General features: G+C 46.3%; 24 protein-coding genes. 14 read left to right on the top strand and 10 right to left on the bottom strand.

Translation table 11 applies throughout. The annotated features are described in order from the left end of the window. Positions 1–4: 4 nt before the first annotated feature. Positions 5–745, bottom strand: a complete 741-nt coding sequence (locus AC5YB3_RS12110) for an ABC transporter substrate-binding protein (RefSeq protein WP_494525393.1) — start codon at positions 743–745, stop codon at positions 5–7. Between the two features lie 215 nt (positions 746–960). Between AC5YB3_RS12110 and AC5YB3_RS12105 the strand changes: the two genes are divergently transcribed. Together AC5YB3_RS12105 and AC5YB3_RS12100 are read left to right on the top strand one after the other, a co-directional pair. Next, positions 961–1,620, top strand: coding sequence for a 7-cyano-7-deazaguanine/7-aminomethyl-7-deazaguanine transporter (locus tag AC5YB3_RS12105; RefSeq protein ID WP_006079405.1), 660 nt, complete (start codon positions 961–963; stop codon positions 1,618–1,620). Positions 1,621–1,720: 100 nt separating this feature from the next. Then, complete coding sequence (locus AC5YB3_RS12100) at positions 1,721–2,179, top strand: GNAT family N-acetyltransferase (RefSeq protein WP_494525392.1); 459 nt, start codon at positions 1,721–1,723, stop codon at positions 2,177–2,179. A 349-nt stretch (positions 2,180–2,528) separates the two neighbouring features. On the opposite strand, the gene AC5YB3_RS12095 is transcribed toward AC5YB3_RS12100, so the two are convergent. Continuing rightward, the gene (locus tag AC5YB3_RS12095; protein ID WP_006079401.1) at positions 2,529–4,682 is read right to left on the bottom strand and encodes a sensor histidine kinase; all 2,154 of its coding nucleotides are present in this window, start codon (positions 4,680–4,682) and stop codon (positions 2,529–2,531) included. Between the two features lies 1 nt (position 4,683). Further along, positions 4,684–6,066, bottom strand: coding sequence for a sigma-54-dependent transcriptional regulator (locus AC5YB3_RS12090; protein ID WP_006079400.1), 1,383 nt, complete (start codon positions 6,064–6,066; stop codon positions 4,684–4,686). Positions 6,067–6,350: 284 nt separating this feature from the next. On the opposite strand from AC5YB3_RS12090, the gene AC5YB3_RS12085 reads away from it, so the two are divergent. From AC5YB3_RS12085 to mutM, 8 genes are all read left to right on the top strand, one after another. After that, positions 6,351–7,175 carry an ABC transporter substrate-binding protein gene (locus tag AC5YB3_RS12085; protein WP_006079399.1) on the top strand — a complete coding sequence of 275 codons (825 nt, stop codon included), beginning with the start codon at positions 6,351–6,353 and terminating at the stop codon, positions 7,173–7,175. Further along, complete coding sequence (locus AC5YB3_RS12080) at positions 7,172–7,879, top strand: ABC transporter permease (RefSeq protein WP_006079398.1); 708 nt, start codon at positions 7,172–7,174, stop codon at positions 7,877–7,879. The genes AC5YB3_RS12085 and AC5YB3_RS12080 overlap by 4 nt, the downstream gene beginning before the upstream one ends. A gap of 3 nt (positions 7,880–7,882) precedes the next feature. Then, positions 7,883–8,593 carry an ABC transporter ATP-binding protein gene (locus AC5YB3_RS12075; protein WP_494525391.1) on the top strand — a complete coding sequence of 237 codons (711 nt, stop codon included), beginning with the start codon at positions 7,883–7,885 and terminating at the stop codon, positions 8,591–8,593. Then, positions 8,577–9,167 carry a molybdenum cofactor guanylyltransferase MobA gene (gene mobA, locus AC5YB3_RS12070; RefSeq protein WP_006084724.1) on the top strand — a complete coding sequence of 197 codons (591 nt, stop codon included), beginning with the start codon at positions 8,577–8,579 and terminating at the stop codon, positions 9,165–9,167. Before AC5YB3_RS12075 ends, mobA begins: the two co-directional genes overlap by 17 nt. Before the next feature lie 33 nt (positions 9,168–9,200). After that, complete coding sequence (locus AC5YB3_RS12065; RefSeq protein WP_494525390.1) at positions 9,201–11,012, top strand: bifunctional molybdopterin-guanine dinucleotide biosynthesis adaptor protein MobB/molybdopterin molybdotransferase MoeA; 1,812 nt, start codon at positions 9,201–9,203, stop codon at positions 11,010–11,012. A 16-nt stretch (positions 11,013–11,028) separates the two neighbouring features. After that, entirely contained in the window at positions 11,029–12,012 is a 984-nt protein-coding gene (gene moaA, locus AC5YB3_RS12060; RefSeq protein WP_494525389.1) for a GTP 3',8-cyclase MoaA, read from the top strand. A 90-nt stretch (positions 12,013–12,102) separates the two neighbouring features. Continuing rightward, positions 12,103–12,558: a hypothetical protein gene (locus AC5YB3_RS12055; RefSeq protein WP_259527847.1), complete on the top strand. Its 456-nt coding sequence runs from the start codon at positions 12,103–12,105 to the stop codon at positions 12,556–12,558. A 35-nt stretch (positions 12,559–12,593) separates the two neighbouring features. After that, positions 12,594–13,409: a bifunctional DNA-formamidopyrimidine glycosylase/DNA-(apurinic or apyrimidinic site) lyase gene (gene mutM / locus AC5YB3_RS12050; protein WP_311998738.1), complete on the top strand. Its 816-nt coding sequence runs from the start codon at positions 12,594–12,596 to the stop codon at positions 13,407–13,409. 62 nt (positions 13,410–13,471) lie between these two features. On the opposite strand, the gene AC5YB3_RS12045 is transcribed toward mutM, so the two are convergent. From AC5YB3_RS12045 to AC5YB3_RS12035, 3 genes are read right to left on the bottom strand one after another with little or no spacing between them, the layout of a single operon-like run. Continuing rightward, positions 13,472–15,196: an ArnT family glycosyltransferase gene (locus tag AC5YB3_RS12045; protein ID WP_494525388.1), complete on the bottom strand. Its 1,725-nt coding sequence runs from the start codon at positions 15,194–15,196 to the stop codon at positions 13,472–13,474. A gap of 9 nt (positions 15,197–15,205) precedes the next feature. Beyond that, positions 15,206–15,871, bottom strand: a complete 666-nt coding sequence (locus tag AC5YB3_RS12040) for a TVP38/TMEM64 family protein (RefSeq protein ID WP_259523862.1) — start codon at positions 15,869–15,871, stop codon at positions 15,206–15,208. A gap of 1 nt (position 15,872) precedes the next feature. Then, positions 15,873–16,604, bottom strand: coding sequence for a glycosyltransferase family 2 protein (locus AC5YB3_RS12035; protein WP_432359007.1), 732 nt, complete (start codon positions 16,602–16,604; stop codon positions 15,873–15,875). 235 nt (positions 16,605–16,839) lie between these two features. Here AC5YB3_RS12035 and AC5YB3_RS12030 point away from each other — a divergent pair, with 235 nt between their 5' ends. Together AC5YB3_RS12030 and AC5YB3_RS12025 are read left to right on the top strand one after the other, a co-directional pair. Continuing rightward, the gene (locus tag AC5YB3_RS12030; protein ID WP_259562746.1) at positions 16,840–18,003 is read left to right on the top strand and encodes a nucleotide sugar dehydrogenase; all 1,164 of its coding nucleotides are present in this window, start codon (positions 16,840–16,842) and stop codon (positions 18,001–18,003) included. A 23-nt stretch (positions 18,004–18,026) separates the two neighbouring features. Further along, positions 18,027–19,034 carry an NAD-dependent epimerase gene (locus tag AC5YB3_RS12025; protein WP_259562748.1) on the top strand — a complete coding sequence of 336 codons (1,008 nt, stop codon included), beginning with the start codon at positions 18,027–18,029 and terminating at the stop codon, positions 19,032–19,034. Positions 19,035–19,099: 65 nt separating this feature from the next. Here the strand turns inward: AC5YB3_RS12025 and AC5YB3_RS12020 are convergent, their stop codons facing one another. Beyond that, the gene (locus AC5YB3_RS12020; RefSeq protein ID WP_259562750.1) at positions 19,100–20,575 is read right to left on the bottom strand and encodes a capsule assembly Wzi family protein; all 1,476 of its coding nucleotides are present in this window, start codon (positions 20,573–20,575) and stop codon (positions 19,100–19,102) included. A 90-nt stretch (positions 20,576–20,665) separates the two neighbouring features. Continuing rightward, positions 20,666–21,157 (bottom strand): pantetheine-phosphate adenylyltransferase, encoded by a 492-nt coding sequence (gene coaD / locus AC5YB3_RS12015; RefSeq protein ID WP_259214355.1) that lies wholly within the window; start codon positions 21,155–21,157, stop codon positions 20,666–20,668. A 290-nt stretch (positions 21,158–21,447) separates the two neighbouring features. On the opposite strand from coaD, the gene AC5YB3_RS12010 reads away from it, so the two are divergent. Together AC5YB3_RS12010 and AC5YB3_RS12005 are read left to right on the top strand one after the other, a co-directional pair. Further along, positions 21,448–22,518 (top strand): glycosyltransferase, encoded by a 1,071-nt coding sequence (locus AC5YB3_RS12010; protein ID WP_259214356.1) that lies wholly within the window; start codon positions 21,448–21,450, stop codon positions 22,516–22,518. Positions 22,519–22,872: 354 nt separating this feature from the next. After that, positions 22,873–24,045: a glycosyltransferase family 4 protein gene (locus AC5YB3_RS12005; protein WP_041408555.1), complete on the top strand. Its 1,173-nt coding sequence runs from the start codon at positions 22,873–22,875 to the stop codon at positions 24,043–24,045. A 48-nt stretch (positions 24,046–24,093) separates the two neighbouring features. Here AC5YB3_RS12005 and AC5YB3_RS12000 read toward each other — a convergent pair whose 3' ends face one another. After that, positions 24,094–25,176, bottom strand: a complete 1,083-nt coding sequence (locus AC5YB3_RS12000) for a CDP-glycerol glycerophosphotransferase family protein (RefSeq protein WP_375163566.1) — start codon at positions 25,174–25,176, stop codon at positions 24,094–24,096. A 22-nt stretch (positions 25,177–25,198) separates the two neighbouring features. Further along, positions 25,199–26,284 carry a glycosyltransferase gene (locus AC5YB3_RS11995; RefSeq protein ID WP_494525387.1) on the bottom strand — a complete coding sequence of 362 codons (1,086 nt, stop codon included), beginning with the start codon at positions 26,282–26,284 and terminating at the stop codon, positions 25,199–25,201. Positions 26,285–26,293 lie beyond the last annotated feature (9 nt).

Raw genomic sequence — 26,293 nt, 5'->3', positions numbered from 1 at the left:
AGGTCTATTTGTCACCATCAACCCTTCGTTTTTCAAGCGTTTCAAGGTAAAGCCTGTCCTGTTCACCCGAATCAATTAAACGTTTATGTGCAAGGTCAAAATGGTGTTTCAGCATCTGACCTTTTTCAGTATTCGCGAAGGCGAAATAGGTTTCAGCCTTGAGTACGCCTTGAATAATCACAAAGTTTTGTAGCGCCTTCAGCTTAGGCACATACATAAGCAAATTAGATTTATAATCCAGCACTGCATCTATGCGCCCTGCATTTAAGCTATTGAGCATAGTCAGCATATCGCTACTTTCTTCGTAGTACATGGGCACGGGAGTCAACATATTGTATCGATAGGCCAACATGGCCTGAACCCTCTTGTGGGATAGACTCTCAAGTCCTGTCCAAGTCGCCGCTAACTCGGCGGTCACCGCTACATCGATAGAATCCACTTCAACCGTATTCTCAGTTAACAGCGCCTTTTTAGTATCTCCCTTATAAACACTGAGGGTGATATCGGTACGATTATGCTCAACCAGATAAAGGCTGCGGGCAAAGGGCATAAACTGCACTTTGAGTTGCCATTCTGGCTCGGGGAAAACCCGCTGAAGTAACTCGAAGTAATAGCCCGTTTCATCACGATTGGCAAAATCATCCCACGATGCAGTCGCTACATTGACGACAATCGGCTGGGCGGCGCAAATGGATACAGGTAACACGGCTAAAAGTAAGCAAAAAATAGCAAAGAATCGTCTCATGGCTATCCTCCTTCGACGTACACAAAGTGTAGAAGAGTTTTCATTCTATGCGTACATTTAAACAGCAGGCTTGCATCTTAAAACTCGAACACTATAATGGCGACCCGATTTCGCCTCGCTGCGATCGGTAATGTTCGGTGATATTGTCGTAAACATAATAAATTGAAAATTAGCGGGTTCCCTCACCCCGCCCTACACAACTAAAAAGGCCACATATGTTAATGTTAACCACAGCGCAGCTTCGCCGCGCCTTATTCCTATTAGTAGGATTCCACATACTGATTATTTGCGTCAGCAACTACTTAGTACAATTGCCATTTCAGCTATTTGGTTACCACACAACCTGGGGCGCATTTAGCTTTCCATTCGTGTACTTAGCCACAGATCTCACTGTCCGTATTTTTGGCCAACAAGCCGCACGTAGCATCATACTCAAAGCTATGGTTCCTGCTTTGATGATTTCCTACGTGATGGGAGTCGTGTTCCATCAGGGTAGCTTCCAAGGCGCTGACTCACTTGCAGAGTGGAATACCTTTGTGTTCCGAATCGCCTTCGCCAGCTTTGCTGCTTATTTGATTGGCCAGTTAATGGATATTAAGGTTTTTGCCCGTCTTCGAATGAGCCGCTCTTGGTGGGTCGCGCCTGCAGCATCGACCTTAGTGGGTAATTTGGTCGATACCTTAGTGTTTTTCAGCATCGCCTTTTACGCCTCTTCCGATAGCTTTATGGCGGCCAATTGGCCCGAAATCGCTACTGTCGATTACGGTTTTAAGCTGATCGTGAGCTTAGGTCTTTTCCTGCCTGCCTACGGAGTTCTGCTAAAAGTCTTACAAGACAAGATTTTGCGCACCAATCCGCAAGAATCAATTTCCTGATTAACTCAACTGGCCAGACCTGTTATAATTTGACCAGTTAATAGTTCAGCCCTGCTCCTGTTAACGTGCGAGTGGGGCTGATTTTTTATGAGAGCAAGCAATGTATTCTATCGAAATTAAAGCAGAGTCAGGTTTGACTCCCGAGTTAGCCACTCAGCTTATCGAACTTAGCAAACAAATCCCTGAACTCGATCGCCCCCTCACCAGCGAAGTGTTAAATCAGCGCTTACAGGGCAAGCAGTGTTTGATCTTAGTCGCGTATGTGGAAGGTGAATTGGCAGGGTTTAAACTGGGTTACGAGCAAGAAGAGGCCATCTTTTATAGCTGGTTAGGTGGTGTTGCCTCCGACTTTAGACGTTTAGGCTTAGCGCAGAGTCTACTTGAATATCAAGAAACTTGGGCACGCCGTCAAGGTTATAACCATATTCAGGTGAAAACGATGAACCGTTTCCCTGCGATGCTTAATTTGTTGATCAGTAATCAATATTTAATTACCGAGCTCAACGCCGATCCAAAAAGCTTAACCGACCATAAACTGCATCTACGTAAGTCGATCTAAACCGTTAATGGATGAGAGCGAAACGATATTTGTAAAGATGTGCACTTTTTGCAATAAATAGCTTGCAAACACGATTGAGAATGATTATCGTTAACGTGCGTTCCAAAACTCATCTTTAACAACGATGACTGGTAATCGACGTTGTTACGGAGCTCCTGAGTTTGCAAGCACGACATTGCTCACACACACTCTTTGTGGCCGGATTCATCATCCGGCTTTTTTTTGCCTAAAATTCGGTGATGCAAAGCCACATAAAGCAGAACTAACAACTGCAGCCATATTTTAATGACACGTAATCAATCGAATACAACAAACAGCCATATCTCACTCGGTAAAACTCATCGGTAAGCTAATCGGCAGACATGTCGCTGTAGTTGCCCGCAATATGTAAGCCCTCGTAGGGATTGTTTTGCTGATCTTCCTTCGCCTCATGGTACAAGCCTATGGTAAATAACGTGCCTTTACCTAAGGTTGAACTCACTTCTATCGTGCCACCAATCCGTTTAATAATGCCGTAACTGAGCGAAAGCCCTAAACCAGTGCCATCCTTACGCGTGGTGTAAAAGGGGTCGAAAATTCGCCCTAGCTGCTCTGGTGCTATCCCAGAACCTTCATCTTCCACTTCGATTTTGACGCCAATCGGCATATCTTGCTGCACCCAATCATAGGTTCGCACCCAGATACGTCCTTTACCGTCCATCGCATGCGCCGCGTTTACTACCAGATTAATCAAGACTTGCAGTAACTGCGGTCGATTGACCTGCACTGGACAACTGGCGTTTAACTCAGTGATCAAAACCACTTCTTGTTTCTGAATCGAATGCCGCACTAACACCAACATTTCTTCAATAATGGGGGTAATCGGATGCATTTCTAGCGGGGCGTTAAATTCGCCCGGACGACTGTACTGCAACAGGCTGCGGATAATGGTGCTGATCCGTCCCACCTGCTGAATAACGAGATCAATTTCTTCTTTTACTACTTCCGCATTATCGCCAAGCTCGTAGCGCAGTAACTCCATGTTGCCGAGGATAACGGCGGTCGGATTATTGATTTCGTGGGCAATACCAGCGGTCAACTCGCCAAGTGCGGTGAGCTTCTCGTTGGTAACTAGCTGTTGACGTGTTTCATTCAGTAACGCCACGTTACGTTGCAACTCTAAAGTTTTGTCCTGCAAGCTGCGGGTACGCTCTTCGACCTTCATTTCAAGCTGCTCTGCCGCCGCTTGGATCTGGGCATTTCGGCGCTGCAGTAAATCGAGCATACTGTCGAACTGCTCGGCCAAGTTCGATAACTCGTTATCCCTATCTAACCCTAAAGCGCCGATACGAATATTGCGCCCCGACTGCACCGCTTGAACAACGTGGTGGATACGCTCAATCGGCTGCAACAAGCTATAGGCGCCGCGATAAACCAGCAAGCCCGACACCAGCAGTACCAACATTAGAATCGTGCCCAGCTCTATGATATTTAATAAATAATTATGGATAAAAGGTGACTCAGAAAACCCCGTATAGATCATGCCAACACGCTGGCCACGAATATCTTCCAAGGGAGCATAAGCGGATATAAACCAATCGTTAAACACAAAAGCGCGGTCGACCCATTGCTCGCCTTGGGTTAACACTTTTTCTTTCACTTCCTCCGACACTAAACTGCCCAGCGCGCGACCTTGCGTCTCGTTGCCCGTGGGATAAAAGTGCAGCGGCACGTTAGTGGAGATACGGATGTTATCTAAGAAGATGGTTACAGTGCCAATGGAGCGCTCGGGCAAAGTGCCCTTGTCGTACACCAGATCACGAATGTGGTCGACAATCCGAATGTCACGATTGAACAGAATGCCGCCATCCAGATACCACGCCACTTTACCTTGCATATCTGGCACGGGCAGTAGACTACGGCTCAATAAACCGCGTTCTTCAACGGTTTTCGTCGGGCTCTGCGCTCGCAAAGTCGCGACTATCGGGATGCTCGCAGTGACCGCTAATTCTGGGTCGATGCGAGATAAGCGTTCGGGCGGCAACACCATCAAGCCGGAATAAGGTAATAAACCGTTTATCTTTGGGAGGATCTGCCGTAAATCAGGGTCAGCGGCCGCTTCGGCGACAGTGACGAGACGCAGATAATCGAGGTTAAGTTGTTTTTTCTGTTCCAGGAGAAATGCGTCGAGACTGGCTCTGTGGATGACTTCACCAGTTAATTCTTTACCACTGAAAAGTGGCCTAAAATCATTTTGAAAGGTCCAAGACGTTACCACACGTTCGAGTTGTTTTTCTTGGCGAACTTGCACTTGCTGCAAGGTATTTTCGGCAACAGACAAGTCAGCTTTAACCTTCATAAACAGCTGCTTACCTGTGTAACTGATATTCCAGTAAATAGTGATAAACACTAAACTCACCAGTGTCAGCAGAATAGGCAGTAATGTCAGGATTAATATGCGATAGCGCACCTTGGCCTGCATTTGCTGCCAACTGACACCAAAAAAGTGAGTGAAGAATGACACCCTATGACTCCTGATCGCCGCTGAAATCAAACCACTCTTTATACTTACGATCTAAGGTCTTACGCGAAACGCCTAAATCCCTCGCCGCGGCAGACTTATTGCCAGAATGTAAGTCCACAACGCTGGTCACATGGTGTTTTTCGACTTCTTTTAATGGCCAATCCAATGGATAACCCGATGTCGATAAAGACTCACTCTTTAGCTGTTGTTTCCAATATTCCGCCGGCGGTTTGCCCAGCAAAATACAGCGCTCAATCATATTGCGCAGCTCACGAATATTGCCCGGCCACTCATGTTGTTGCAGCTTCACCATGTCCTCATGGCTCCACACTACTTCTCTAACCCCTAATTCGGCGGCGAGTTGACGGGTGAAGTGATGGGTTAACTCGACCACATCTTCGGGTCTGTCACGTAATGGTGGGATTAAAATATCGAGCACATTCAGTCGATAATATAAGTCACGGCGGAAATTCCCCGCATCCACTTCATCAATCAGAGTGCGGTTGGTGGCCGCGATCACTCGCACATCGATGTTCACTTCTTTCTCGCTGCCCACTGGGCGAATCGCTTTTTGCTCTAATACTCTGAGCAATGCCGTTTGCATTTTCAGTGGCATTTCGCCAATTTCATCGAGGAAAATCGTCCCGCCCGAGGCAAAACTGAATAAACCTTCACGATTACCTTTGGCACCCGTAAATGCACCTGCGGTATGACCAAACAGTTCACTTTCGAGCAATTCAGGAGCGATAGATCCACAGTTGACTGGGACAAAAGGTCCCTGACGTCCACTGAGCAAATGCAATTGGCGTGCAACTAATTCCTTACCCGTGCCCGACTCACCTTGGATCAACACCACAGCATTGGTCGGCGCCACACGTTCGATAATGTGTTTCACCGACTTCATGGCCTCACTGCTGCCAATTATGGTCGATGAGTAACCGATTGAAACCTCACGGCGCAGCATCAAATTCTCGCGTTTAAGCAGGCGGCGTTCGATACAACGATCGACCGCTGTCATCATCTGCTCAAGGTGGAAAGGTTTCATGATGAAGTCAGATGCACCCGCGCGCAGCGCAGTAATCGCCACTTCCATGTCGGCATAGCCGGTCATAAAAATGATGTCCGAACGACGACCCTGCTCATCTAGCGCTTCATGCCATTCGATACCTGAGCGGCCTGGCAAGCGAATGTCGACGATCAGCAAATCGAAATGGCAGCGGCTACGTAGCTGCTCCGCATCTTCGATACTGCCCGCTGTTTCGACTAAGGCGAATTTCTTCGAGAGTGCCTTATTTAAAAAACTGCGCATTCCGGGTTCATCATCAACAATCAGTACCGATACTGCCGATGGAAGAGGCTTGAGGTTATTATCTATCTGGCTCATATTGTCTGCTTCTGGACATTTTGACTCATTTGCGACCAATTCTAGCACTGAAAATAGATGAATAGGTCACTATGAACCACAGGAAGTAGGTGCTGAGACAATTTGTCTGTAGAGTATTTGTTAAGCTTGGGATCAAGCTCACAAATTAGGTTAAGCTGTGAAGAAAATGACCGCATTCTCAGCTTGGCATCTAATTTGCTTTCAACCGAACGTATTACAATTTACGAGACCTTCCACTCAGTAGGCATTTGAGTTGGAATCCTATTTTTCGCCAAGGAGTACCCATGCTAAACATGAAATCTCATATTAAGTCACTACTGGGCCTGGTTGTTGCAGCCAGTATGTTCACCGTTTTACCCGCTCACTCGACTGAAGTTATCAAGTTAGCCACGACCACCAGCACTGAAAACTCAGGCCTATTAAAAGAACTGTTACCTAAGTTTGAAAGTGAATCTGGCTACAAAGTTCAAGTTATCGCCACTGGTACAGGCAAAGCCCTGAAACTGGGTGAGCAAGGTGACGTGGATTTAGTTATGACTCATGCGCCAAGTGCCGAAGCTAAATTCGTCGCCGACGGTTTTGGTGTTGAACCCCGTGGCATCATGGAAAATGATTTCGTGGTACTGGGCCCTAAAAATGACCCAGCAAAAATCCGTGACAGCAAAAATGCCGAGGAAGCTTTCGCGAAAATTGCCAAATCAGGCGTACCTTTTATCTCCCGTGGTGACAATTCAGGCACTCACATCAAAGAGTTAGAAGTATGGAAAGCGGCAAGTGTGACACCCGATTTCAAAGGTTACACTTCAGTAGGTCAAGGCATGGGCAAAACCCTGCTAATGGCAAACGAAATGCAAGGTTACACTCTGTCTGACCGTGGTACTTTTGTAGCTTACAAAACTAAGCTAGATCTTGGTGTTGATTTCGATGGCGGCAAAACCTTAGCCAACCCATACCAAGTTATCCTGATCAACTCTGCTAAGTACCCAGATCTAAACCACAAAGGCGCTAAAGCGTTCAGTGACTGGTTGATCAGCAAAGAAGGTCAAAGCATGATCAATAACTTCAAAGTTGATGGCGAGCAATTGTTCAAGGCAACTTATAGCGAATGAGCGACGGCTGGCTAGCACTATTACAGCAGGCGTTAAGCCTGCTGTTTTCTTTAGACCCCGACGTTTGGTCCATCATTTCGATCTCGTTTTCGGTATCTTTCGCGGCGCTGCTCATCACGCTGGTGCCTTCAATGGTACTCGGCTTTGTGCTGGCGTTTGCGCCATTTCGCGGCAAATGGATAGTCACTAACTTAGTTCAAACTCTGCAATCTATCCCCACTGTGGTTATCGGTCTGCTGGTCTATTTACTGCTCACCCGCAATGGTCCACTGGGCGATCTAAAATGGTTATTCACCCAAGAAGGCATGATCCTCGGGCAAATGTTGATCTGCGCGCCGGTACTGATTGCGATGAGCCAAGCCGCCTTTACGAGCGTTGACCGTAGAGCATGGGAAACCTCACGCACTTTAGGTGCCTCTTGGTGCCGCGCAGTGTGGACAGTCTGCCGCGAGCTACGCATGCCCTTACTGCTGGCGATTGTCGCGGCATTTAGTCGTATTTTGACCGAAGTGGGTTGCTCTATGATGGTCGGCGGCAATATTTTAAACGTAACCCGTAACATACCCACAGCTATCGCACTCGAAACCAGCAAAGGCGACTTCGCCCAAGCTATCGCCCTCGGGCTAGTGCTGCTAATCTTGGCCTTGATCCTCAACTTTGCCCTCGGTGGTTTACGCGGCAAAGCCATGCCAAGGAGCCATTAAGCAATGACTAAGGTCAAACTGATCGCCCGAGACTTAGAGATGTCCTTTGGTGCGCGCCTGTTATTCAAGGCAGACGCATTAGCGCTCTGCCAAGGGGATGTGATTTATCTGCAAGGCGACAACGGCACAGGTAAATCGACCTTGATGAAAATTCTTGCGGGCTTGATGGCGCCAACTAAGGGTAAAATTGAGACTATGGGTTTTGCCAAAAATGCTTGGTGGCGACACAATCCCTTATTAGGCAAAGCCGTTTATCTGCACCAACATCCTTATTTGTTCGACGGCACAGTGGAATATAATCTCACCTATGGGCTGAATTTCAGTTCAGAAACAAAAGCCAAGGCGAAACAACGTATTACTCAAGCGATTGAGATGGCACAGCTAGGGTCGCTGCTACACGCCAGAGCCAGTAATCTCTCTGGCGGCGAAAGACAGCGGCTCGCCATTGCGCGCGCTTGGATCCTACAACCTAAACTGTTAATGCTCGACGAACCGACCTCCAATATGGACAAGGATTCCCAAGAGCTCGTATTAAAAATGATCCAACAACTCAAACACGAAGGCACAGGTATGTTGTTGAGTAGTCATCAGAATTGCGCGTTAACCTCCATCTGCGAACAGCAGTGGCACATAGAAGGCGAACGAGTGACGACCTCTTATCAACACCCAGAATCTTTGCCAGCACAGGAGTCTTTATATGTCATCGCAAATTGATGCCGTTATTCTCGCCGGTGGCATGGCGCGTCGCATGGGCGGCGACGATAAAGGTCTCGTCGAATTAAACGGCGAAGCCATGATTAAGCACACAATAGACAGAATAAAACCTCAGGTTAAGGAGATCCTGATCAACGCAAATCGCAACCAAACACGTTATGCTGAGTTCGGTTTTAAGGTGATAAGCGATGAACATACTGGTTTCCTCGGCCCCTTGGCGGGAATGATCACCGCAATGGGCCAAACGGATGCAGACTACTTATTGGTGGTGCCCTGCGACTGCCCACTGCTACCAACCGACCTTGTGCCGCGTATGCTGGCAGCGATTAAGGCTGAAGATGCGGAGATCGCCGTCGCCAGTGACGGTGAATATGAACAACCCGTCGTCTTACTGTTAAAACCCAGCTTACGTGACTCGATGAAAGCGTTTCTTGAGGCGGGTGAGCGTAAAGTGGACTTCTGGTATGCCAAGCATCACTTTGTTGTGGAGTCTTTCTCCGACCAGCCCAATGCCTTTGTAAATGTGAATACGCCAGAACAAAAACAACGACTGGCCATGGAAATTACCAAATAGCTAAGGCTCCAATAACCCAAATTAGAGGTGCAAATGAGTAACCCCTTCGTCAATCCGCTCGCTATTCCCGTTCTCGGATTTTGTGCCTACAGTGGCACGGGGAAAACCACCTTACTCAAGCAATTGATCCCCGAATTAAATCAACGTGGCCTGCGCTTAGCCGTGATCAAACATGCGCACCATAATTTCGACGTGGATATTCCCGGCAAAGACAGTTACGAAATGCGTAAAGCGGGTGCGCGGCAAATGCTGGTCGCCTCCCACGTGCGCTGGGCGCTGATGACAGAAGATGCACGCGATGGCGATCCTGAGTTAGTCCATTTGCTCAAGCAAATCGAAGCCGACAAAGTCGATATCGTCCTCGTCGAAGGCTTTAAAAAACTCGCCTTACCTAAAATTGAATTGCACCGCGCCGCCCACGGCAAACCTTTTATCTACACCCAAGATGAAAATATCCTCGCCATCGCCTGTTGCGATGACACTCAGCTGCCAAGCGACGCACCTCCAAGTAAGCTGCTCCGGCTCGATCTCAACAATGTCAGCCAAATTGCCGACTTTGTCATTGAGTATGCCCAAAACTGGGAAGCGCCACTCCAATACCCGATTTCAGCCGTGGATGCCTGCGCCATAGGCGACAACAAAAACCTCAGCGTCAGCCAAGGTTTAGCGCAGATTTTATCCCATGTTTCACCCGTGGCAGAGGTCGAAGAAATTGACTTAGACGCCTTAGATAACCGCGTACTGGCCAGCGACAGTTTTTCTCCCGTCGACGTGCCGCAACAAACCAATTCGGCGATGGATGGCTACGCCTTTTTCTATCAAGACCCCATGCCTGCTACCTTAAAACGGGTGGGAGAGGTCCTTGCCGGTCATCAATATTCGGGCACGCTTAACGTCGGCGAAACCGTGCGTATCATGACGGGCGCGACTGTACCCGTGGGTGCCGATACAGTGCAGCCTCGTGAACTAGCGAAAGAAGTCGACGGCAATGTTAGCTTCGACGGTCGTATTCTGGCGGGGCAACACGTTCGCCTCGCGGGGGAAGATATCGCCCAAGGCCAAGTTGCCCTCGCAAAAGCCACTCGCCTTAGCGCCGCCGAACAAGGTTTACTGGCTTCACTCGGGCTCAATCGTTTGAATGTTTATCGCCGCCCAACCGTTGCCGTCTTCTCCACCGGCGATGAAGTGAGCCAACCTGGCGAAGCACTCAAGGCCAACTGCATCTATGACTCAAACCGCTTTACCATCAAAGCGATGGCGAAACGTCTTGGTTGTGATGTTATCGATTTAGGCATTATCGAAGATTCTGAAACCGCACTCGAAGCGACGCTCGCTAAAGCCGCCACCCTTGCCGATGTCGTCATTAGCTCTGGCGGTGTATCGGTCGGTGATGCAGATTACATTAAAACCGTACTGGCCCGCTTAGGCAAAATCGATTTTTGGCGGATTAGCATGCGTCCGGGTCGACCACTCGCCTTTGGCAAAATCGGTGATAGCTTATTCTTCGGGCTGCCGGGCAACCCAGTGGCGGTAATGGTTACTTTCCTGCAATTTGTGCAGCCCGCTTTGCGAAAATTGGCGGGTGAAGTGAACTGGCAAGCGCAGCTATTCCCCGCAATAAGTGATGAAACACTGCGAAGCCGCCAAGGCCGCACCGAATTTATTCGCGGGATTTATCAACTTGGCAAAGATGGACGCCTGCACGTGAGTAGCACAGGCAACCAAGGTTCCGGGATGTTAAGTTCAATGGTCAAAGGGAATTGTCTCATCATCATAGGCGATGATGCAGAAGCCGTGAATGCAGGTGAAACTGTGTTTATTCAACCCTTTGCGGATCTGCTTTAAGATCCAGTGAGTTTTTATGAGTCTAATGGTGGATTCCTTTGGCCGTAAGGTCGAATATTTACGGCTCTCGGTCACCGACCGCTGCGACTTTCGCTGTGTCTATTGCATGACGGAAGATCCCTGTTTTCTGCCAAAGGACCACGTACTCCACCTCGAAGAATTAGCTTGGATTGCCCAAGCTTTTACCGAGCTTGGTGTGACTAAAATTCGCCTGACTGGCGGCGAACCCTTGGTTCGCACCGATTGCGATCAGCTAGTGAGCCTGCTTGGCAAACTGCCTGGGCTGACAGATTTGTCCATGACAACCAATGGTTCAAGGCTGACAAAATTCGCTAAGCCCATGTTTGCAGCAGGATTAAAGCGCCTCAATATCAGCCTAGATACTTTAAACCCCACATTGTTTACCCAGTTAACACGTAACGGCAAGTTAGACAGAGTCATCGATGGTATCGATGCCGCCATTGCGGCGGGCTTTGAACGTATCAAGATTAATGCGGTGATTTTAAAACAACAGAACGATAATGAAGTCATTGATTTAGTTGATTTCTGCCGTGACCGCCGTTTAGACATCGCCTTTATCGAAGAGATGCCACTTGGCGAAATAGATGAGCGTAAACGCGCCCGTCATTGCAGCAGTGATGAAGTCAAAGCCATCATCGGAAGCCGCTATCCGCTGCAGCTATCGAGCAAACGCACTGGCGGCCCAGCGCGGTATTACACTATGGCCGACAGCCCAATCCATATCGGTTTTATCTCACCCCACAGCCACAACTTCTGCCACGAATGTAATCGAGTGCGCGTCACAGTCGAAGGCCAATTATTGCTGTGTTTGGGCAATGAGCATGCTGTTGATCTCAAAAGCATAGTCAGGGAATTTCCCGCAGATATTGAGAGACTTAAAGCCGCTATTCTCGCGGGCATTAACCTCAAGCCTAAGCAACACGACTTTGGCAATAATCAGGTACAAATACTACGCTTTATGAACGCCACTGGCGGTTAAGCATCCCCCCTCAATCGCTTAAGGGCTAGCATCTCAATTTGGCCGTGATAAACTCGAAGCATCACCCCATACTTAGCGTCACACATTTCTATGGCATTAACTCGTAAGCAATGGAATAACGTCATTATTGTCGCCTGTGTCTTTATGGTCGCCGTGCTGACTTTTATGGATAACAAGACCAATAATGTTCCGAGTGATGCTCAGCTGCTATTTGACGATAATGCGCCGCTTTCACAGCTGCAACTCAATGGGATGTGGCTGCACAAGCAAGCATCACAATGGGAGTGCGACACTACAGTCCTCAACTGTGATGAATGGGCAAAGGCGTGGCAAACCATACGGGTGTCTCCCTTAACGGCGGCACCGGAAACCACAGATAATCCACAAGAATTAGTCATTCAGATTGCAGATGTCCGCGATGCTCAGCTGTGGATCTATTTCCCCAATGAAGGCGCCTTAAAGTCTCCCGCAGGCAATTGGTATTTAGTGCCTCCGAGTTTACGAGCTAAACTGCAACCGATCCTCGATGCGAAACCCGCAGCTTAATGCCGCCCCATTTTACTTAAGATAAGAAAGAATCCATGCCGGAATTACCAGAAGTTGAAGTCACCCGTCAGGGTATTGCACCCTTCCTTGTCGAGCAAACCGTGGTTGATCTTGTGATCCGCAATGGTTCGCTGCGCTGGCCAGTGCCTGACATCGCCAAACAAATTATCGGCCAAGTCATACGCCAAGTGCGACGCCGTGCTAAATATCTGTTAATCGACACTGATGCGGGCACGAGCATAGTGCATTTAGGCATGTCCGGGAGTTTACGGATTTTGCCCCACGATACCCCAGTGGAAAAGCATGACCATATCGACTTAGTGCTCGCCAATGGCCGCATTTTACGTTTTAACGATCCGAGACGATTCGGTGCTTGGCTATGGTGTGAACTCCCAGAAGAAGCCCATCCATTACTCGCCAAACTGGGGCCAGAGCCGCTGACCAATGCTTTTAATGTCACACAATTAGCGGCAGCTTTAGCGGGCAAGAAAAAGGCCATCAAACTCTGCCTGATGGATAATCATATCGTGGTGGGAGTGGGTAATATTTACGCCAATGAAGCCCTGTTTGCGGCGGGCATTCACCCAGAAGCCGAGGCAGGTAAAATCGATATCGAGCGCTTGACCGTTTTAGTCGCCGAAGTGAAGCAAATCTTAGCCCACGCCATTAAACAAGGCGGCACTACGCTGAAAGACTTTACCAATGCCGATGGCAAGCCGGGCTACTTCGCCCAAAAACTGCATGTCTACGGTCGCGGCGGTGAAACCTGCACCAGCTGCGGTAACCTACTGAGTGAGATCCGTTTAGGCCAGCGCACCACAGTATTCTGTGGCATTTGCCAGACACGCTAACTATCACTCGCTAATCGCCGTAAAAATGCCTACAATTGCAGGCATTTTATTCTTTATATTGGTTACTCTTTTAACCAGCTCCCAGGATGATCGGTAAAGTAACGATATTCGCGTTTAGGCTTTTCGCACTGCGGCTTTAGCTCAGTGGCCGATAACAAAATCCACTCATCACGATGGGCCATTCCCATGCTCTTGCCGCCTTTAATATCGAAACAACTCAGCTCAGCCCCGCTCGGCACTAATAAATAACGTTGTTTATTTTCCTGCATCCATTGCCATGCATTACGCTCTTGTTCCTCAACCGAAGCAAGATAACTAAAGTGCGTCACACTCATGGGAGAGAACAAAATAAACTGCTCTTTAAAGTTCACTAGGCCTAGCTCAGCGTCCTCGCCAATCATCTCCGCCGTATGCAGCATCAAGCTTCTAGGAGTGCGCATTTCATCGAGCATAGAATACCCCCAAGTACTGATCAGCACCCAGCCTAAGGCAGAGACAATCCCCATCTTAACGAGAGCAAACTGTTTACGGGCGAGCCAAAGCAGCAGGAACCAGAGCAGACCAAGCAGGATAAATAGGTAGCCAATACCAGTTAAATCATCAGTATAGTCGGCAAGCGCTTTAACCAATGCAGGATAATGAATAAGCGCAAGCACACCCGCCAGCAAGACTACTCCACCTAAAAACCACAGTAATCCGCTGACGAGTTTTTCAAACCACACTTTAGGCGCAACACCCGTTAACACCGCTGAGGCCGCCAGCGCCAACATAGGCAAAGCCGGCAGAATATACACATTACGCTTACCCGGACTGATACTGAAAAACAACACAACCAGTGCCACCCAAATCAACAGAATTGCAATAGTAGGATCGGCCTTCACCTTCTGCACCCATTGTTTCCAGTAAGCAACCACCAGCAGCGAAATAGGGAACCACATCCAAGGAATGACACTTAAGACAAAGAAATACCAAGGCTTAATATGATGCCAAGCGTTGACATAACGCTCACCGGTTTGCTTAAACAAGATGTTGTTTTGATAAGCAACAAGTTCAGGCGTGCCATGGGCTTGCACTGTCAGCACCATGGGCACCAACCAGCAGGCAATCACGGCAAGCATAGCCAAAGGCCCAGCAAGACATAACCAAGTTAAACGACCTTGAAAACGGCTTTTGTCTTTAACGGCATAAATACCAATAGGGATCAGCATTAATAAAGGCAAAAAGCCGACGCCCTTAGTGATCACCCCTAGCCCCATAAATGCCCAGCCAACAAAATACCAACGCCAATGGGGACCGAGCATAAAGTGGCGGATCAAGCCGTAGCATCCCATAGTAATCCAACACATCACCATAGCATCGATCTGGGCATTTTTAGCCTGCATTAAAAACTGCGGCACAATTAACAGTAACAGCGCGGTATTGCGGCCAACACGTACATTCCACAATCTGGAGCCAAGATCGTAAACCAGGAACACAGTCAACAGGCCGCACAAGGCGTTAGGGAGGAGGAAAGCGAGCTTAAGGGAACCCGTCAGCTGGTAAAATAGCGCGATAGCCCACATGAATACCGGGGGTTTATCAGGGTAGTACTCGCCGCCACGGGTAGGAAATAACCATTGTCCCGAAGACACCATTTCCCGTGCGACTTCCACAAACCGCGGCTCATCTGCAGGCCAAGGGGATCGAAATCCCACTCCCACCAGCAAAATCAGCAAGCTTATCAAGAGCAAAGGCCAGAGTACTTGGTAGTAATCCTGACTATTGAAACGACGACTAAGAGCTTCCATCCTGAATCCTTATGCTTCGATTTCCAATTCATCGACCTGTTTACGCAGGCTTGAACGGTACAAATACGCGCCAATCACGCTTGATAGGATAAATAATCCGATACTAATCCCTAGCTGATGATGATCCGATAAACCTATACCCGCGCCCGCAAAGCTAAAAATCAACATCTGCGGTAAATAGCCTAATACGCTGCCCAGCATAAAGCCACGCGCAGGAACATGAGTTGCACCAGCAAACAGATTGGTGAGTAAATTACTGCCGACGGGCAGTAAGCGTATCATCAGCACTTTCAACCAGGTTTTGTCGCTGATAAGAGCTTCAAACTTTTGCAACCTAGGGCCAAAGCGGCGCTGTAAACTGCTGCGGATAGTTAATCTCGCCACATAAAAGGCCAGTACACAGCCCAGTAAGGCAGCTAGGGTCGAAAACAGCCCACCATAGATGCCACCCAAAGCAAAACCAAAAACAAAGGCGATGACTTGTCTTGGACCACCCACAGCGGTAAACAAGGCTCCAATAGCTAACAACACTAAAAATGCAAACCTGCCTTTATCAGCAATAAAATGCGCGACCCAGTTGCTATCGGTAACGTGCTCGAATAATCCCTGTTGGGCGGCAAGCATCAACACCAACAAAATACAGACGATAAATATCGCCTTATAGAGTCGCTTCATCTTAGTCGCGCCAGTTCGATTCACTGCGTGCAACCTTGGCGACTTTGGCTCTGCGCCCAAGCCAGATCACGCCCATAATATCGACGATACCAACCCAGACACGATTCCAAGCCGTGTACTTAGAGATACCCACTTGACGATCTCTATGATTCACCACCGAAATAAAAATCTCACCACCCATACGCCGCACTAAAGCAGGAATATACCTGTGCATATGGTCGAAATAGGGCAAGCGAAGGAAGGTTTCACGGGGAATTAACTTAAGGCCGCAGCCCGTATCAGGCACGCCATCGTGCAGAAGCGCATCGCGAACCTTATTCGCAAAGCGAGACTGGAATCGCTTCCAAGCGGTGTCTTTACGATTTTTACGGTAGCCCGCAATACAGAAGTGCTCGGCTTGGATCTGAGGCAACTGGGCAAACATGGCAGGAATATCGGCGGGATCATTTTGACCATCGGCATCTAAGGTCACAATATATTTGCCGCGTGCGTGCAAAACGCCAGTCGAAATAGCGGTACTCTGCCCTGTGCTACGCTCATGGCGAATCGCTTTCGCATCACATTGCTGTTCAGCTGCGGTACGCATCACTTCACCAAAGGTATCATCTTGACTGCCATCATCGACGACAAGGATTTCAAACTCAGTCAAACCTTGGAGGGCTTGGCATATCTCTTCCATCAGGGGGCCAATATTGCCCACCTCATCTTTAGCGGGGATCACAATAGAGATCAATTCAACACTCCACAACTTTATGACCACAAATACGGTATCACATGATTATTGCAAAATTAAAATTGGGACAAATAGGGATTATCACTTAAACAGAATGCTTACATGGAATTGTAAGCTAGCGAAAAGACAAGAGAGAGCACTTAATTTGGAACTGTCGTTTTCAATGAATTACGCCTTTTTTCGATGAAGTTATGTTATTTTATCTAAGCGTATAGATATGACATCCGAGCCATTTATGAAAATTGTTGTTGTTGGGATGGGCTATGTGGGCCTATCAAATGCCGTCTTATTGGCGCAGCAAAACCAAGTCACTGCAATTGATTTAGTTCCTGAACGTGTCAAGCAAGTTAACGAGCGTAAATCCACTGTGGTCGATGAATTAATCGAAGACTATCTGCAAAACAAACCGTTGAATTTAAATGCAACAATGGAAAATGTGGCCTTTCAATCGGCTGACTTTGTGATTATTGCGACTCCAACAGACTACGATCCTCAGACTAATTATTTTAATACCCATTCGGTTGAAAGCGTCATTCGTGATGTACTCGCTGTTAATCCTGATACGACGATTATCATCAAATCGACTGTCCCCGTCGGTTATACAGCAGCATTAAGGCACAAGTTTAAGAGCGACAACATACTCTTTTCTCCAGAGTTTTTACGCGAAGGTAAAGCCTTGTATGACAACCTTCATCCCTCACGGATCGTCGTCGGTGAACGCTCGGCGCGTGCCCAAGTCTTTGCAGACCTTTTAGCCAAGGCGGCAATCAAGCAAGATATTCCTATTTTGCTGACCGATAGCACCGAAGCCGAAGCGATTAAGTTATTTGCTAATACATTTCTTGCCATGCGGGTCGCCTACTTTAACGAGCTCGATACCTATGCAGAGAGTCGAGGATTAAATACTCGCCAGATTATTGAGGGGGTTAGCCTCGATCCGCGTATTGGTGATTATTACAACAATCCTTCTTTTGGCTATGGTGGGTACTGTCTTCCGAAAGACACTAAGCAATTACTGGCTAACTACAATGATGTCCCAAACAATTTAATCAGTGCCATTGTCGACTCAAACACCACACGCAAAGACTTTATCGCCGACGCTATTATCCGTAAGCAGCCAAAATGTGTAGGAATTTATCGTTTGATCATGAAAGCCGATTCAGACAATTTCCGCGCCTCAGCAGTGCAAGGCGTGATGAAGCGCATTAAAGCGAAAGGCATTGAAGTCGTCGTGTTTGAGCCTGTACTTAAAGAAGATTACTTTTTCAAATCTCGCGTGATGAGAGACTTAACTGAATTTAAGTCAATATGTGATGTGATCGTCTCCAACCGTATGGTTGATGAACTCAATGATGTTGCGGATAAAGTCTATACCCGAGATCTATTTCACCATGATTAATACACTTTAAATAAAGGTCATAAATGAAATACTTAGTCACAGGCGCTGCGGGTTTTATCGGCGCCAAAGTCAGTGAACGCCTTTGCTTGCTTGGCCATGAAGTTATCGGCATTGATAACCTCAATGACTATTACGACGTCAATCTCAAATTGGCACGTTTAGACCTTTTACAAACTTTAGATAATTTCCATTTTATTAAACTCGATCTCGCAGACAGAGAAGGTATTGCTGCGCTTTTTGCCCAGCATGCATTTCAACGCGTTATTCATCTGGCAGCTCAAGCAGGTGTGCGTTACTCGCTCGACAATCCGTTAGCCTATGCCGACAGTAATTTAATTGGCCATCTCACTATTTTAGAAGGTTGCCGTCGCCATAAGATTGAGCATCTCGTGTATGCTTCATCTTCGTCTGTATATGGATTAAATCAGAAAATGCCCTTCTCCACTGAAGACAGCATAGATCATCCCATTTCGCTCTATGCCGCCACGAAGAAAGCCAATGAATTGATGTCGCACACTTACTCACATTTATATCAATTACCGACGACAGGTCTGCGCTTTTTTACCGTCTACGGCCCTTGGGGCCGTCCCGATATGGCTTTATTTAAATTCACCAAAGCCATACTCGCAGGTGAAGTGATCGATGTGTATAACCATGGCGACCTCAGTCGAGACTTTACCTATATTGATGATATTGTTGAGGGAATCATTCGGGTACAAGCCAAACCACCTCGCCCAAATACGGACTGGACAGTAGAAGCTGGCACGCCAGCCACCAGCAGCGCGCCATATCGCGTCTTTAATATTGGCAATGGTAGCCCAGTGCAGTTACTCGACTTTATTACAGCGCTAGAAGATGCCTTAGGCATTAAAGCGAACAAGAACCTGCTACCGATGCAGCCTGGCGATGTGCATTCGACATGGGCCGACACAAGTGACCTATTTGATGCCGTTGGCTATAAGCCATTGATGGATATTAATACTGGGGTCGCACAATTTGTGGACTGGTATCGCCAGTTCTATAACAAATAATTTTGTGTCCAAAAGCCAAACAAAAAGGCCTGCAAGAATGCAGGCCTTTGCTTTAGTCATGAATGTTAGAAGCGATACTCAAAACTGCTAAAGAGCGTGGCATTAGTATCATTTTCTTGAACATCAAATTCCGATCTCGATACCGTTCCACCTAAGCTCCACATGCCTTTCCATACAGGCATACGGTAAGAAAGCTCAAGCATCAACAAATCTTCCTTCGGTGGTTGTGGCGCCCAAGTGCTCGCCACATTAGTGCCATCTTTATTCAACTTCGCATAACGCAATAAAGAGGTAAAACCTCGGCTGTTACTAAACTGGCCGACTAATCCCACCACAAACGTTTGAGCATCGCTATCATAGGTTGAGCCTAAAGCACGGCCATAATAACGAGAACCACTCAGATAGACAGGATCTTCATAGAAACAATTGGCACTATCACCATCGCATTTTACATAGGTGTCTGAATATTCCATAAACAGCTTAAACTGCTTACCCGATGTGCCAAAATGGGTATCAATCCCCCAAAGTGAGCCGCAGTCACTGCCATTCTCACAACTATGTTCGAGATATAATCCCACAGGAATATCCTGCAAAGAGCTGGTATAGCGCATATCGATACTTTGGGTTCTATGGCCTGCATCGCGGCGCTCATCTGGCGTGCAATTACTTGTACCATCGAGGCAAACTGAATTACTGGCAACCGAATCCCACCAAGAATTGAAGTTACAATCTTGGCCCTCTCCACAAAACAATGTCGACCACGACAGACCCACTTCTAGCTGCTTAATCGGTCTTGCACTTAAGCGCATATCCCACTCAGCCGTTTTAGGCACAGCACGATCAACTTCCGTTAAGCTTAATCCGGTTTTAAATGTCCAAGGACCAATCCAAGATAACCAAGGCGTTTCAAAGGCTGCGGCATTATTGCGGCTCAGCGTTAGCGACTGCATAGGGCGAGCGTTATTAGAACGGTGCAATGCAGAGTCAAATCCAGGCCCCCACCACTGTTCAACCGAACCTAAGGTCGCAATCCAATTACCTAAAATGATGGCAAAATATGACTCATCGAGGCGAAAATTTTTATTATCTTGCGGATCATAGGTTTCTGCCACCGTCGCCTTATAGGCAACACGTGACCCTAAATACTCGTAGGAGCCCAGCACTTCACCTTTCTCGCGATAGTCGGAGCCATAGTGTTGAAAACGAGCCGGATCGGTCGCGCCCGAGACTTTAACCCTCGCATTACCGCGATTATCGACGGCACTTTGATAATAAAAGTTAACCCGAGCATAAGCTTGTACTAAAGAAGGCGACAGCAGTTCAGGCTCAATTTTCGCTAGATCACCGCCAATTCCTGACCACATCAAGGGATAAGTATTCACAGGAACAGTGATCACACCCGCATCGGCCAACGCTTGAATATCCGCTCTAAGATAAATATCAGAGGCATCGACCCAAGGTGCAGCGGCAAGTATTGAAGAAAAAAATAGGCCAGAGGCAATGCTAGTAGCAAGGATCGTGGGGGTTAAAAAAGCCTTCATAACATCCTTTTAAGTATCATCGCGAGGCCACAATGCCTCAAAGTTAACACAAAACACCTACGTAAAAACCATCAGGTACGCAGGTAAAATCTAAGGTTTAGCCAGCTTAAGCTTTGCTGCTAATGCTGTCGCCACTTCTGAGTGAACAAACTGGCTCACATCGCCACCATGCAAAGCGACTTCCTTTACTAAGGTTGAGGAGATAAAGGAATTTTCCTCGGCAGGCGTTAAAAACACGCTTTCTAGATCTGGGCTCAATCTACGATTCATATTTGCTAGCTGAAATTCATATTCAAAGTCAGATACCGCACGCAAGCCACGCACTAGCACACTGGCTTTTTGTTCCTTAGCAAAATCCACTAACAGGCCAGAAAATCCCACCACCTCGACATTATCCAAATGAGCGGTGACACGGTTTACCAGTTCAACCCGCTCTTCTAAGGTGAATCTTGGCTGCTTAGAAGGATTAGCCGCAATGCCAATCACCACATGTTTAAACAGTTTAGCCGCACGCTCAATCAAGTCGGCATGGCCATTGGTGATAGGATCAAAGGTTCCTGGATAAATCGCTCTTGTATGCACTTTACTGACTCAACTCACATGGATGCCAAAAATCATTGCTCGTCAGTCTACTCGTTTTAGCCAAGCGAGTGAATAATCGCAGCAAAATCGGCTTTAAATAGCCACAAAAAGCCTCAAAATTGGCAAGAATCCAAGTGAGTAAGCCCCTATAAAGGTGCAAACTGATATAATGTTTCACCTAATTGAAACCGACCAAATACGATGTCGCTCACCCATTCAACGCTATTACGCTGAGCCAAAGCTAAGTTGAAACCACGACGTTTAAAAAAGACACGCAGAAGAGCACTTATATGAAGAAAATCGCGATTTTTTGCCATAACTTTTTCTCCAACGGCACGGTAAAAATAGCCTTATCGCAGGCAGAAGTGTTGCAGGAAGCAGGTCAGGATGTGCATTTGTTTGTGTTTCACAAGGAAGGCGATTTTATACCGCCACAAAATGTAACCATTCATTATCTGTTTGAAGCGGGTCAAAAACCTTCGCTTCAGGAGCAGAGACAACAACTTATAGCGAAAGTGAACGAAGCAGAAAAAACGGGGGAATTCTCACTATTTTTAAGCAATTCAACAGACTGCGATGTTGTTGTTTCCGGCTGTCATTTCGATCCTTGCTACTACTTCTGTCATTGCGCGTTAAAGCAAGAGTTACTGATGGAGTTAAAACGCGGCCCAGTACATTTCTGGCGCAGATGGAAAAAAGCCAAAGCTCTGATCGGCAAAAAAATCATCACAGTCTCAAATGGTATTGCCGACGAGCTAAGGGCCACATCATGGTTAAAACCACAGAGCGTGCAAACCATCTACAACCCATTTCGCTTAGAAGAAATAAAAAATAAAACTCAAGAAGTCATTGCCGAAATTCCCAATGAACCTTACATGATCCATGTGGGTAGAGTGACTCGTCAAAAACGCCATGACATTCTCTTCAAAGCATTGAGGGATATGCCGACAGCACCTAAGCTAGTTCTTCTCTGTAATCGGCCAAATAAGGCGCGTAAATTAGCCAAAAAATACGGCGTTGAACACCGAATTATCACACCTGGTTTTCAACATAATCCCTATGCTTGGATTGCTAAAGCAGAATTGATGCTGCTGAGCTCCGACTTTGAAGGCTTGCCCACTGTGGTCATTGAATCATTAGCCTGCGGCACGCCAGTTGTCAGCACAGACTGTCCTCACGGCCCAAATGAAATCCTTACAGGGCACTTAGCAAAATACTTAGTCCCCGTTCGTCAACCAGCACTGCTGGCACAGAAGGCTCTAAAATGTCTAGCATCGCCCCCATCACTTGAAGATCTTGCGATTCTTAAAGCCGTAGACAGCCAATATATTGCTCAGCAATATTTGAATTTGGCAGAATAAATATCTTTATCAGTAGTAAATAGGAGCTCTATGGCTAATATAAATAGAGTTTCTATTTAATCTCGCTGAAAAGTTACACTCTGATACAATATGCAAGCCCATTAAATCACTCGCAAGCGCTCATCAAACTTAACACCTGTATCATTTTTAGCGTAAAAGACACAAAGATATAATACCTTTGGTTTATATAATCACGATTACAGAACATATGTAATACAGTTATTTATAAGGTCATCCATTCTGTATTTATGAATAAATAATTTCATTGATAGTCTATTTGAAAAATATCAAAATACTCCCATCAAATAATTCTGCCTAAGTAGAATTAGCAATAAATGATTTTTTGGGGTAGTAATGAGTAAGCTTAAAGTGGCTTTATTAGTTGATGAGTACTTTGGTGGCACAGGCACAGTGTACGGTGGGTACGGTTTTCTAGCACGTCACTTAATCGCCAAACACTTACCCAATGAGAATATTGAAGTAGAAGTGCTCATAAAAAAAGACTGCAGCAAGCAAAGATTAATACCTCGTCGCTATATGATCGATGGCATTAAAGTTTATCGCTTAGCGGCTAAATTTATGGATTTTCTTAATATTAGATTTTTGAAAAAGAAAAATTACGATATATTTTTGTCAATAGAAATGACAACCCACTCCTATCGTATTCTGAAAACTATCCCTAATATTGATAAAAAGCTCCTCTTTTGGGTTCAAGATCCAAGACCTGATTATGAATGGGATGAAATAAATACCGTCAAACTTTTCCCAGAAAAAAGTTATTGGGACAGTAATATTTATCAGTTTGTTCATGACCTTTGGGCAGCAGGGAAAGTCTCATTTATTTCTCAGGCACGCTTTTTAGATCGTAAAGCCAGAGATCTCTATAATCTCGATGATAAAACAGAAATCAAATATTTACCCAATCCTATCGAGATCGATCATAGTTTCGATGTAGAAGCACACCCGAAGAAAAATCACATTATCTTTCTGGGACGAATTGAGTCCGTCAAACGTGGTTGGTTGTTCTGCGAAATAGCTAAACTGATGCCTGAATATGAATTTTTCATGCTAGGTCAGTCATTTAGGCAGTCAAAGAAAAATCAGTCCATCATGAATGACTACCTAAATATTCCCAACCTACATTTTGTCGGCCATGTAGAAGGCGAGAAAAAGGCGCAATTAATCAAAGATGCTAAAATATTGGTTAACACTTCAATCCATGAAGCTCTACCTATCTCTTTCTTAGAAGCCTTATCTTATGGCACTCTTCTCGTCAGTTGTCGTGATCCTGACGAGCTGACTAGCCAATTTGGCGTATTTACAGGTACAGTGATCGGGGATGGTTTTGACAAAGTCGATTTATTTGTCGATGGCATACGCCATCTCATGGAAAACGAACCACTCAGGCAAGAGCTCGCGATTAAGGCGGTTAACTACATCAAAGCCAACCACAGTATTGAAGATTTCCAGAAAAATATGCAAGAAATCATCTTTAAACTGGTGGAAGAAACGAAACTACAAGGCTAACAAAATGGACCGATATTAAAATATCGGCCCATAAGTAACAACAGCTAGCTAAAACAACTTCCAATAACCTAGCTTGCGACGCATTTTAAAATGGCGCAGCAAGTTTAATGGTTTAGGCTTAAGCCAATCGGTGCCTTTATCAATCAAAGCATCTGTTGCGGCTAAAACTCGCTGGCTAGATTGGCCATCCCCCGTAGGGTGAATTTGATTACAATAATCATGGATATTCGCCATCAAATCATCTGGACGACTCAGTGCTCGCGTTAATGCAGATTCAATATCCTCAACCTGACTGATATCGATTAAATGATCTTTAGGTGACTGATTTTTAAAGGTCACTACGGGTTTTCGCTGCATTAAAAACATCAGCAGAATCGATGAAGTGTCACACAACATTACATCACCCGCCTGCAGCAAAGGGATCACATTGTCAGTTTCAATAAACTGTAAATTCTCGTTTTCTAAAGCCCTGTACTGCTCAACAATCTTAGGATTCATCTTAGGATGAAATTGCACTAACCAGCGCCATTGGCTCTTTTGCGACAGGGCTTTAATCTGCTCAAATACTACAGGTGCACAGGTCAAACTTGGGGAAAATGTTGAGCAAAAGAGTACTACTGGCCTTGGGTCATCAGCTTTGATATAGGGATTATCTTTATTCTCAAGAAATAGGGGGTCGAGCGCAGGCCATCCCGTTTCAACTACAGTAAAAGTACCAAACTTTTTCTCAAGCTTAAGGAAAGGCAAAGTTGTCGCTGGGCCTTGGGTACAATACAAGTCAAAACAATCACGGATTTCGAAGTGATCTTCACGGCCCTTATGATTCATTTTACCTGCATTAAAGCCATGAAATACCCCGACTTTAACCCCAGGAATAAAACGAGGGACAACATTCCCAGGAACAAATACCGCATCGGGTTTCCACGCCTTAACGGCATCAATGCTCAACAAACGCGACTCATCAGCCTTTAGAAACTTAGCGTCGACTTCATTTCCCTCTAAAAACCAGCAAACCTCATCGCCTCTAGCCCAAATGACTTGTTGAAGAGGCCTTAACATCGCATAGGAATAGTTTTGCGCTATGTAAAATAAGTAACGTCTTTTGGCTTGTTTGACTTCTTCCACCCGCATCCTCCTACAATAAATTGTTAAATTATTTGGCCAACGCTAAATATTGTTCAGCAATTAAGGTGGCATCCACTTTGGCCAAAATATCCACCTGTTCAAGGGATGGCGGTTGGCTGACAACCTCATCTATCATTTTTGCTAACGCCGCAGGATCGCGACGCGGCACAAGATACGGTGCTAAATTCCCAGTTAAAATCTCACTAGGACCATGGGGACAATCAGTACTCACCACAGGCGTCCCACACGCTAACGATTCAATCAAGACTGTCGGCAGACCTTCAAAATCGGAGCTAAGCACTAATGCCTTAGCCTGCTTAATCCAAGGAAAAGGATTGCTTTGGAAACCGGGAATAATTAATCGCTTTTCAATACCAAACTTTTTCGCCGCTTTTATCGCTTTCTTGTGGTTGTGGCACAAGAGCACCACGGGAAGCTGATTTTGCGTGAGCTTGAGGGCTTCAAACAGCACATCATGGCGTTTTTGCTTAGCAAAGCGACCGACATGAATAAGATAATCACCCTGAGGAATTTGCGGATTATCTTGCTGTGATTGAGATGTGATGTCATTAAACTCAAATGGATTATAGATAGTCTGCATCGATGCTGGATGCAAACGACCTTTATCTTTGATCTCATTTGCTATGCCATTTGAGACGGTAATCAAATGCTGGCCATTGAGCGCTTTTTTGGCTCTGAGCTTTTTAAAGTACGCGAACGGCCCCAATTTAAATTGGCGGCTCAACTCTTCTTCCACTGAGGAATGGACTATGACATAAAGCGGTGAAACGCCCGTTTTGGTCATCATCAAATTAGTTTTATCTAAGTTAGATAAAAACAAATCGAACTTGCCCACTTTAGATTCAATTTCAGCGATTTTTGCGCTGAGCTTGTGAACCGAAGCATTCAATCGCACAAAATGGTCGAAATCTTTATCCTTAGGGGCAAAACATTGATGAACGGGTAAGTCCTCAGGGGTTTCATAATAGCGATTATCCTCCATGACTAAAAAATGCGGCTCATGCCCTAAGCGAATAAATTTCTTGGCTAAGGTAATCATGACCTTTTCGGCTCCGCCACCCGCTAAACTATCAATGGCAATAGCTATCCGCATGATTTATCT

The sequence above is a fragment of the Shewanella sp. 1311 genome (genome assembly GCF_059338235.1).
This window is presented reverse-complemented; position numbering and strand designations above follow the sequence as displayed.

Coding starts and splice junctions, on each gene's coding strand:
- AC5YB3_RS11995 (WP_494525387.1), bottom strand. CDS start 26,284: ATGCGGATAGCTATTGCCATTGATAGTTTAGCGGGTGGCGGAGCCGAA.
- AC5YB3_RS12100 (WP_494525392.1), top strand. CDS start 1,721: ATGTATTCTATCGAAATTAAAGCAGAGTCAGGTTTGACTCCCGAGTTA.
- moaA (WP_494525389.1), top strand. CDS start 11,029: ATGAGTCTAATGGTGGATTCCTTTGGCCGTAAGGTCGAATATTTACGG.
- AC5YB3_RS12080 (WP_006079398.1), top strand. CDS start 7,172: ATGAGCGACGGCTGGCTAGCACTATTACAGCAGGCGTTAAGCCTGCTG.
- AC5YB3_RS12005 (WP_041408555.1), top strand. CDS start 22,873: ATGAGTAAGCTTAAAGTGGCTTTATTAGTTGATGAGTACTTTGGTGGC.
- AC5YB3_RS12010 (WP_259214356.1), top strand. CDS start 21,448: ATGAAGAAAATCGCGATTTTTTGCCATAACTTTTTCTCCAACGGCACG.
- AC5YB3_RS12020 (WP_259562750.1), bottom strand. CDS start 20,575: ATGAAGGCTTTTTTAACCCCCACGATCCTTGCTACTAGCATTGCCTCT.
- AC5YB3_RS12030 (WP_259562746.1), top strand. CDS start 16,840: ATGAAAATTGTTGTTGTTGGGATGGGCTATGTGGGCCTATCAAATGCC.
- AC5YB3_RS12065 (WP_494525390.1), top strand. CDS start 9,201: ATGAGTAACCCCTTCGTCAATCCGCTCGCTATTCCCGTTCTCGGATTT.
- AC5YB3_RS12085 (WP_006079399.1), top strand. CDS start 6,351: ATGCTAAACATGAAATCTCATATTAAGTCACTACTGGGCCTGGTTGTT.
- AC5YB3_RS12045 (WP_494525388.1), bottom strand. CDS start 15,196: ATGGAAGCTCTTAGTCGTCGTTTCAATAGTCAGGATTACTACCAAGTA.
- AC5YB3_RS12105 (WP_006079405.1), top strand. CDS start 961: ATGTTAATGTTAACCACAGCGCAGCTTCGCCGCGCCTTATTCCTATTA.
- AC5YB3_RS12000 (WP_375163566.1), bottom strand. CDS start 25,176: ATGCGGGTGGAAGAAGTCAAACAAGCCAAAAGACGTTACTTATTTTAC.
- AC5YB3_RS12090 (WP_006079400.1), bottom strand. CDS start 6,066: ATGAGCCAGATAGATAATAACCTCAAGCCTCTTCCATCGGCAGTATCG.
- AC5YB3_RS12110 (WP_494525393.1), bottom strand. CDS start 745: ATGAGACGATTCTTTGCTATTTTTTGCTTACTTTTAGCCGTGTTACCT.
- AC5YB3_RS12040 (WP_259523862.1), bottom strand. CDS start 15,871: ATGAAGCGACTCTATAAGGCGATATTTATCGTCTGTATTTTGTTGGTG.
- AC5YB3_RS12055 (WP_259527847.1), top strand. CDS start 12,103: ATGGCATTAACTCGTAAGCAATGGAATAACGTCATTATTGTCGCCTGT.
- mutM (WP_311998738.1), top strand. CDS start 12,594: ATGCCGGAATTACCAGAAGTTGAAGTCACCCGTCAGGGTATTGCACCC.
- AC5YB3_RS12025 (WP_259562748.1), top strand. CDS start 18,027: ATGAAATACTTAGTCACAGGCGCTGCGGGTTTTATCGGCGCCAAAGTC.
- mobA (WP_006084724.1), top strand. CDS start 8,577: ATGTCATCGCAAATTGATGCCGTTATTCTCGCCGGTGGCATGGCGCGT.
- AC5YB3_RS12075 (WP_494525391.1), top strand. CDS start 7,883: ATGACTAAGGTCAAACTGATCGCCCGAGACTTAGAGATGTCCTTTGGT.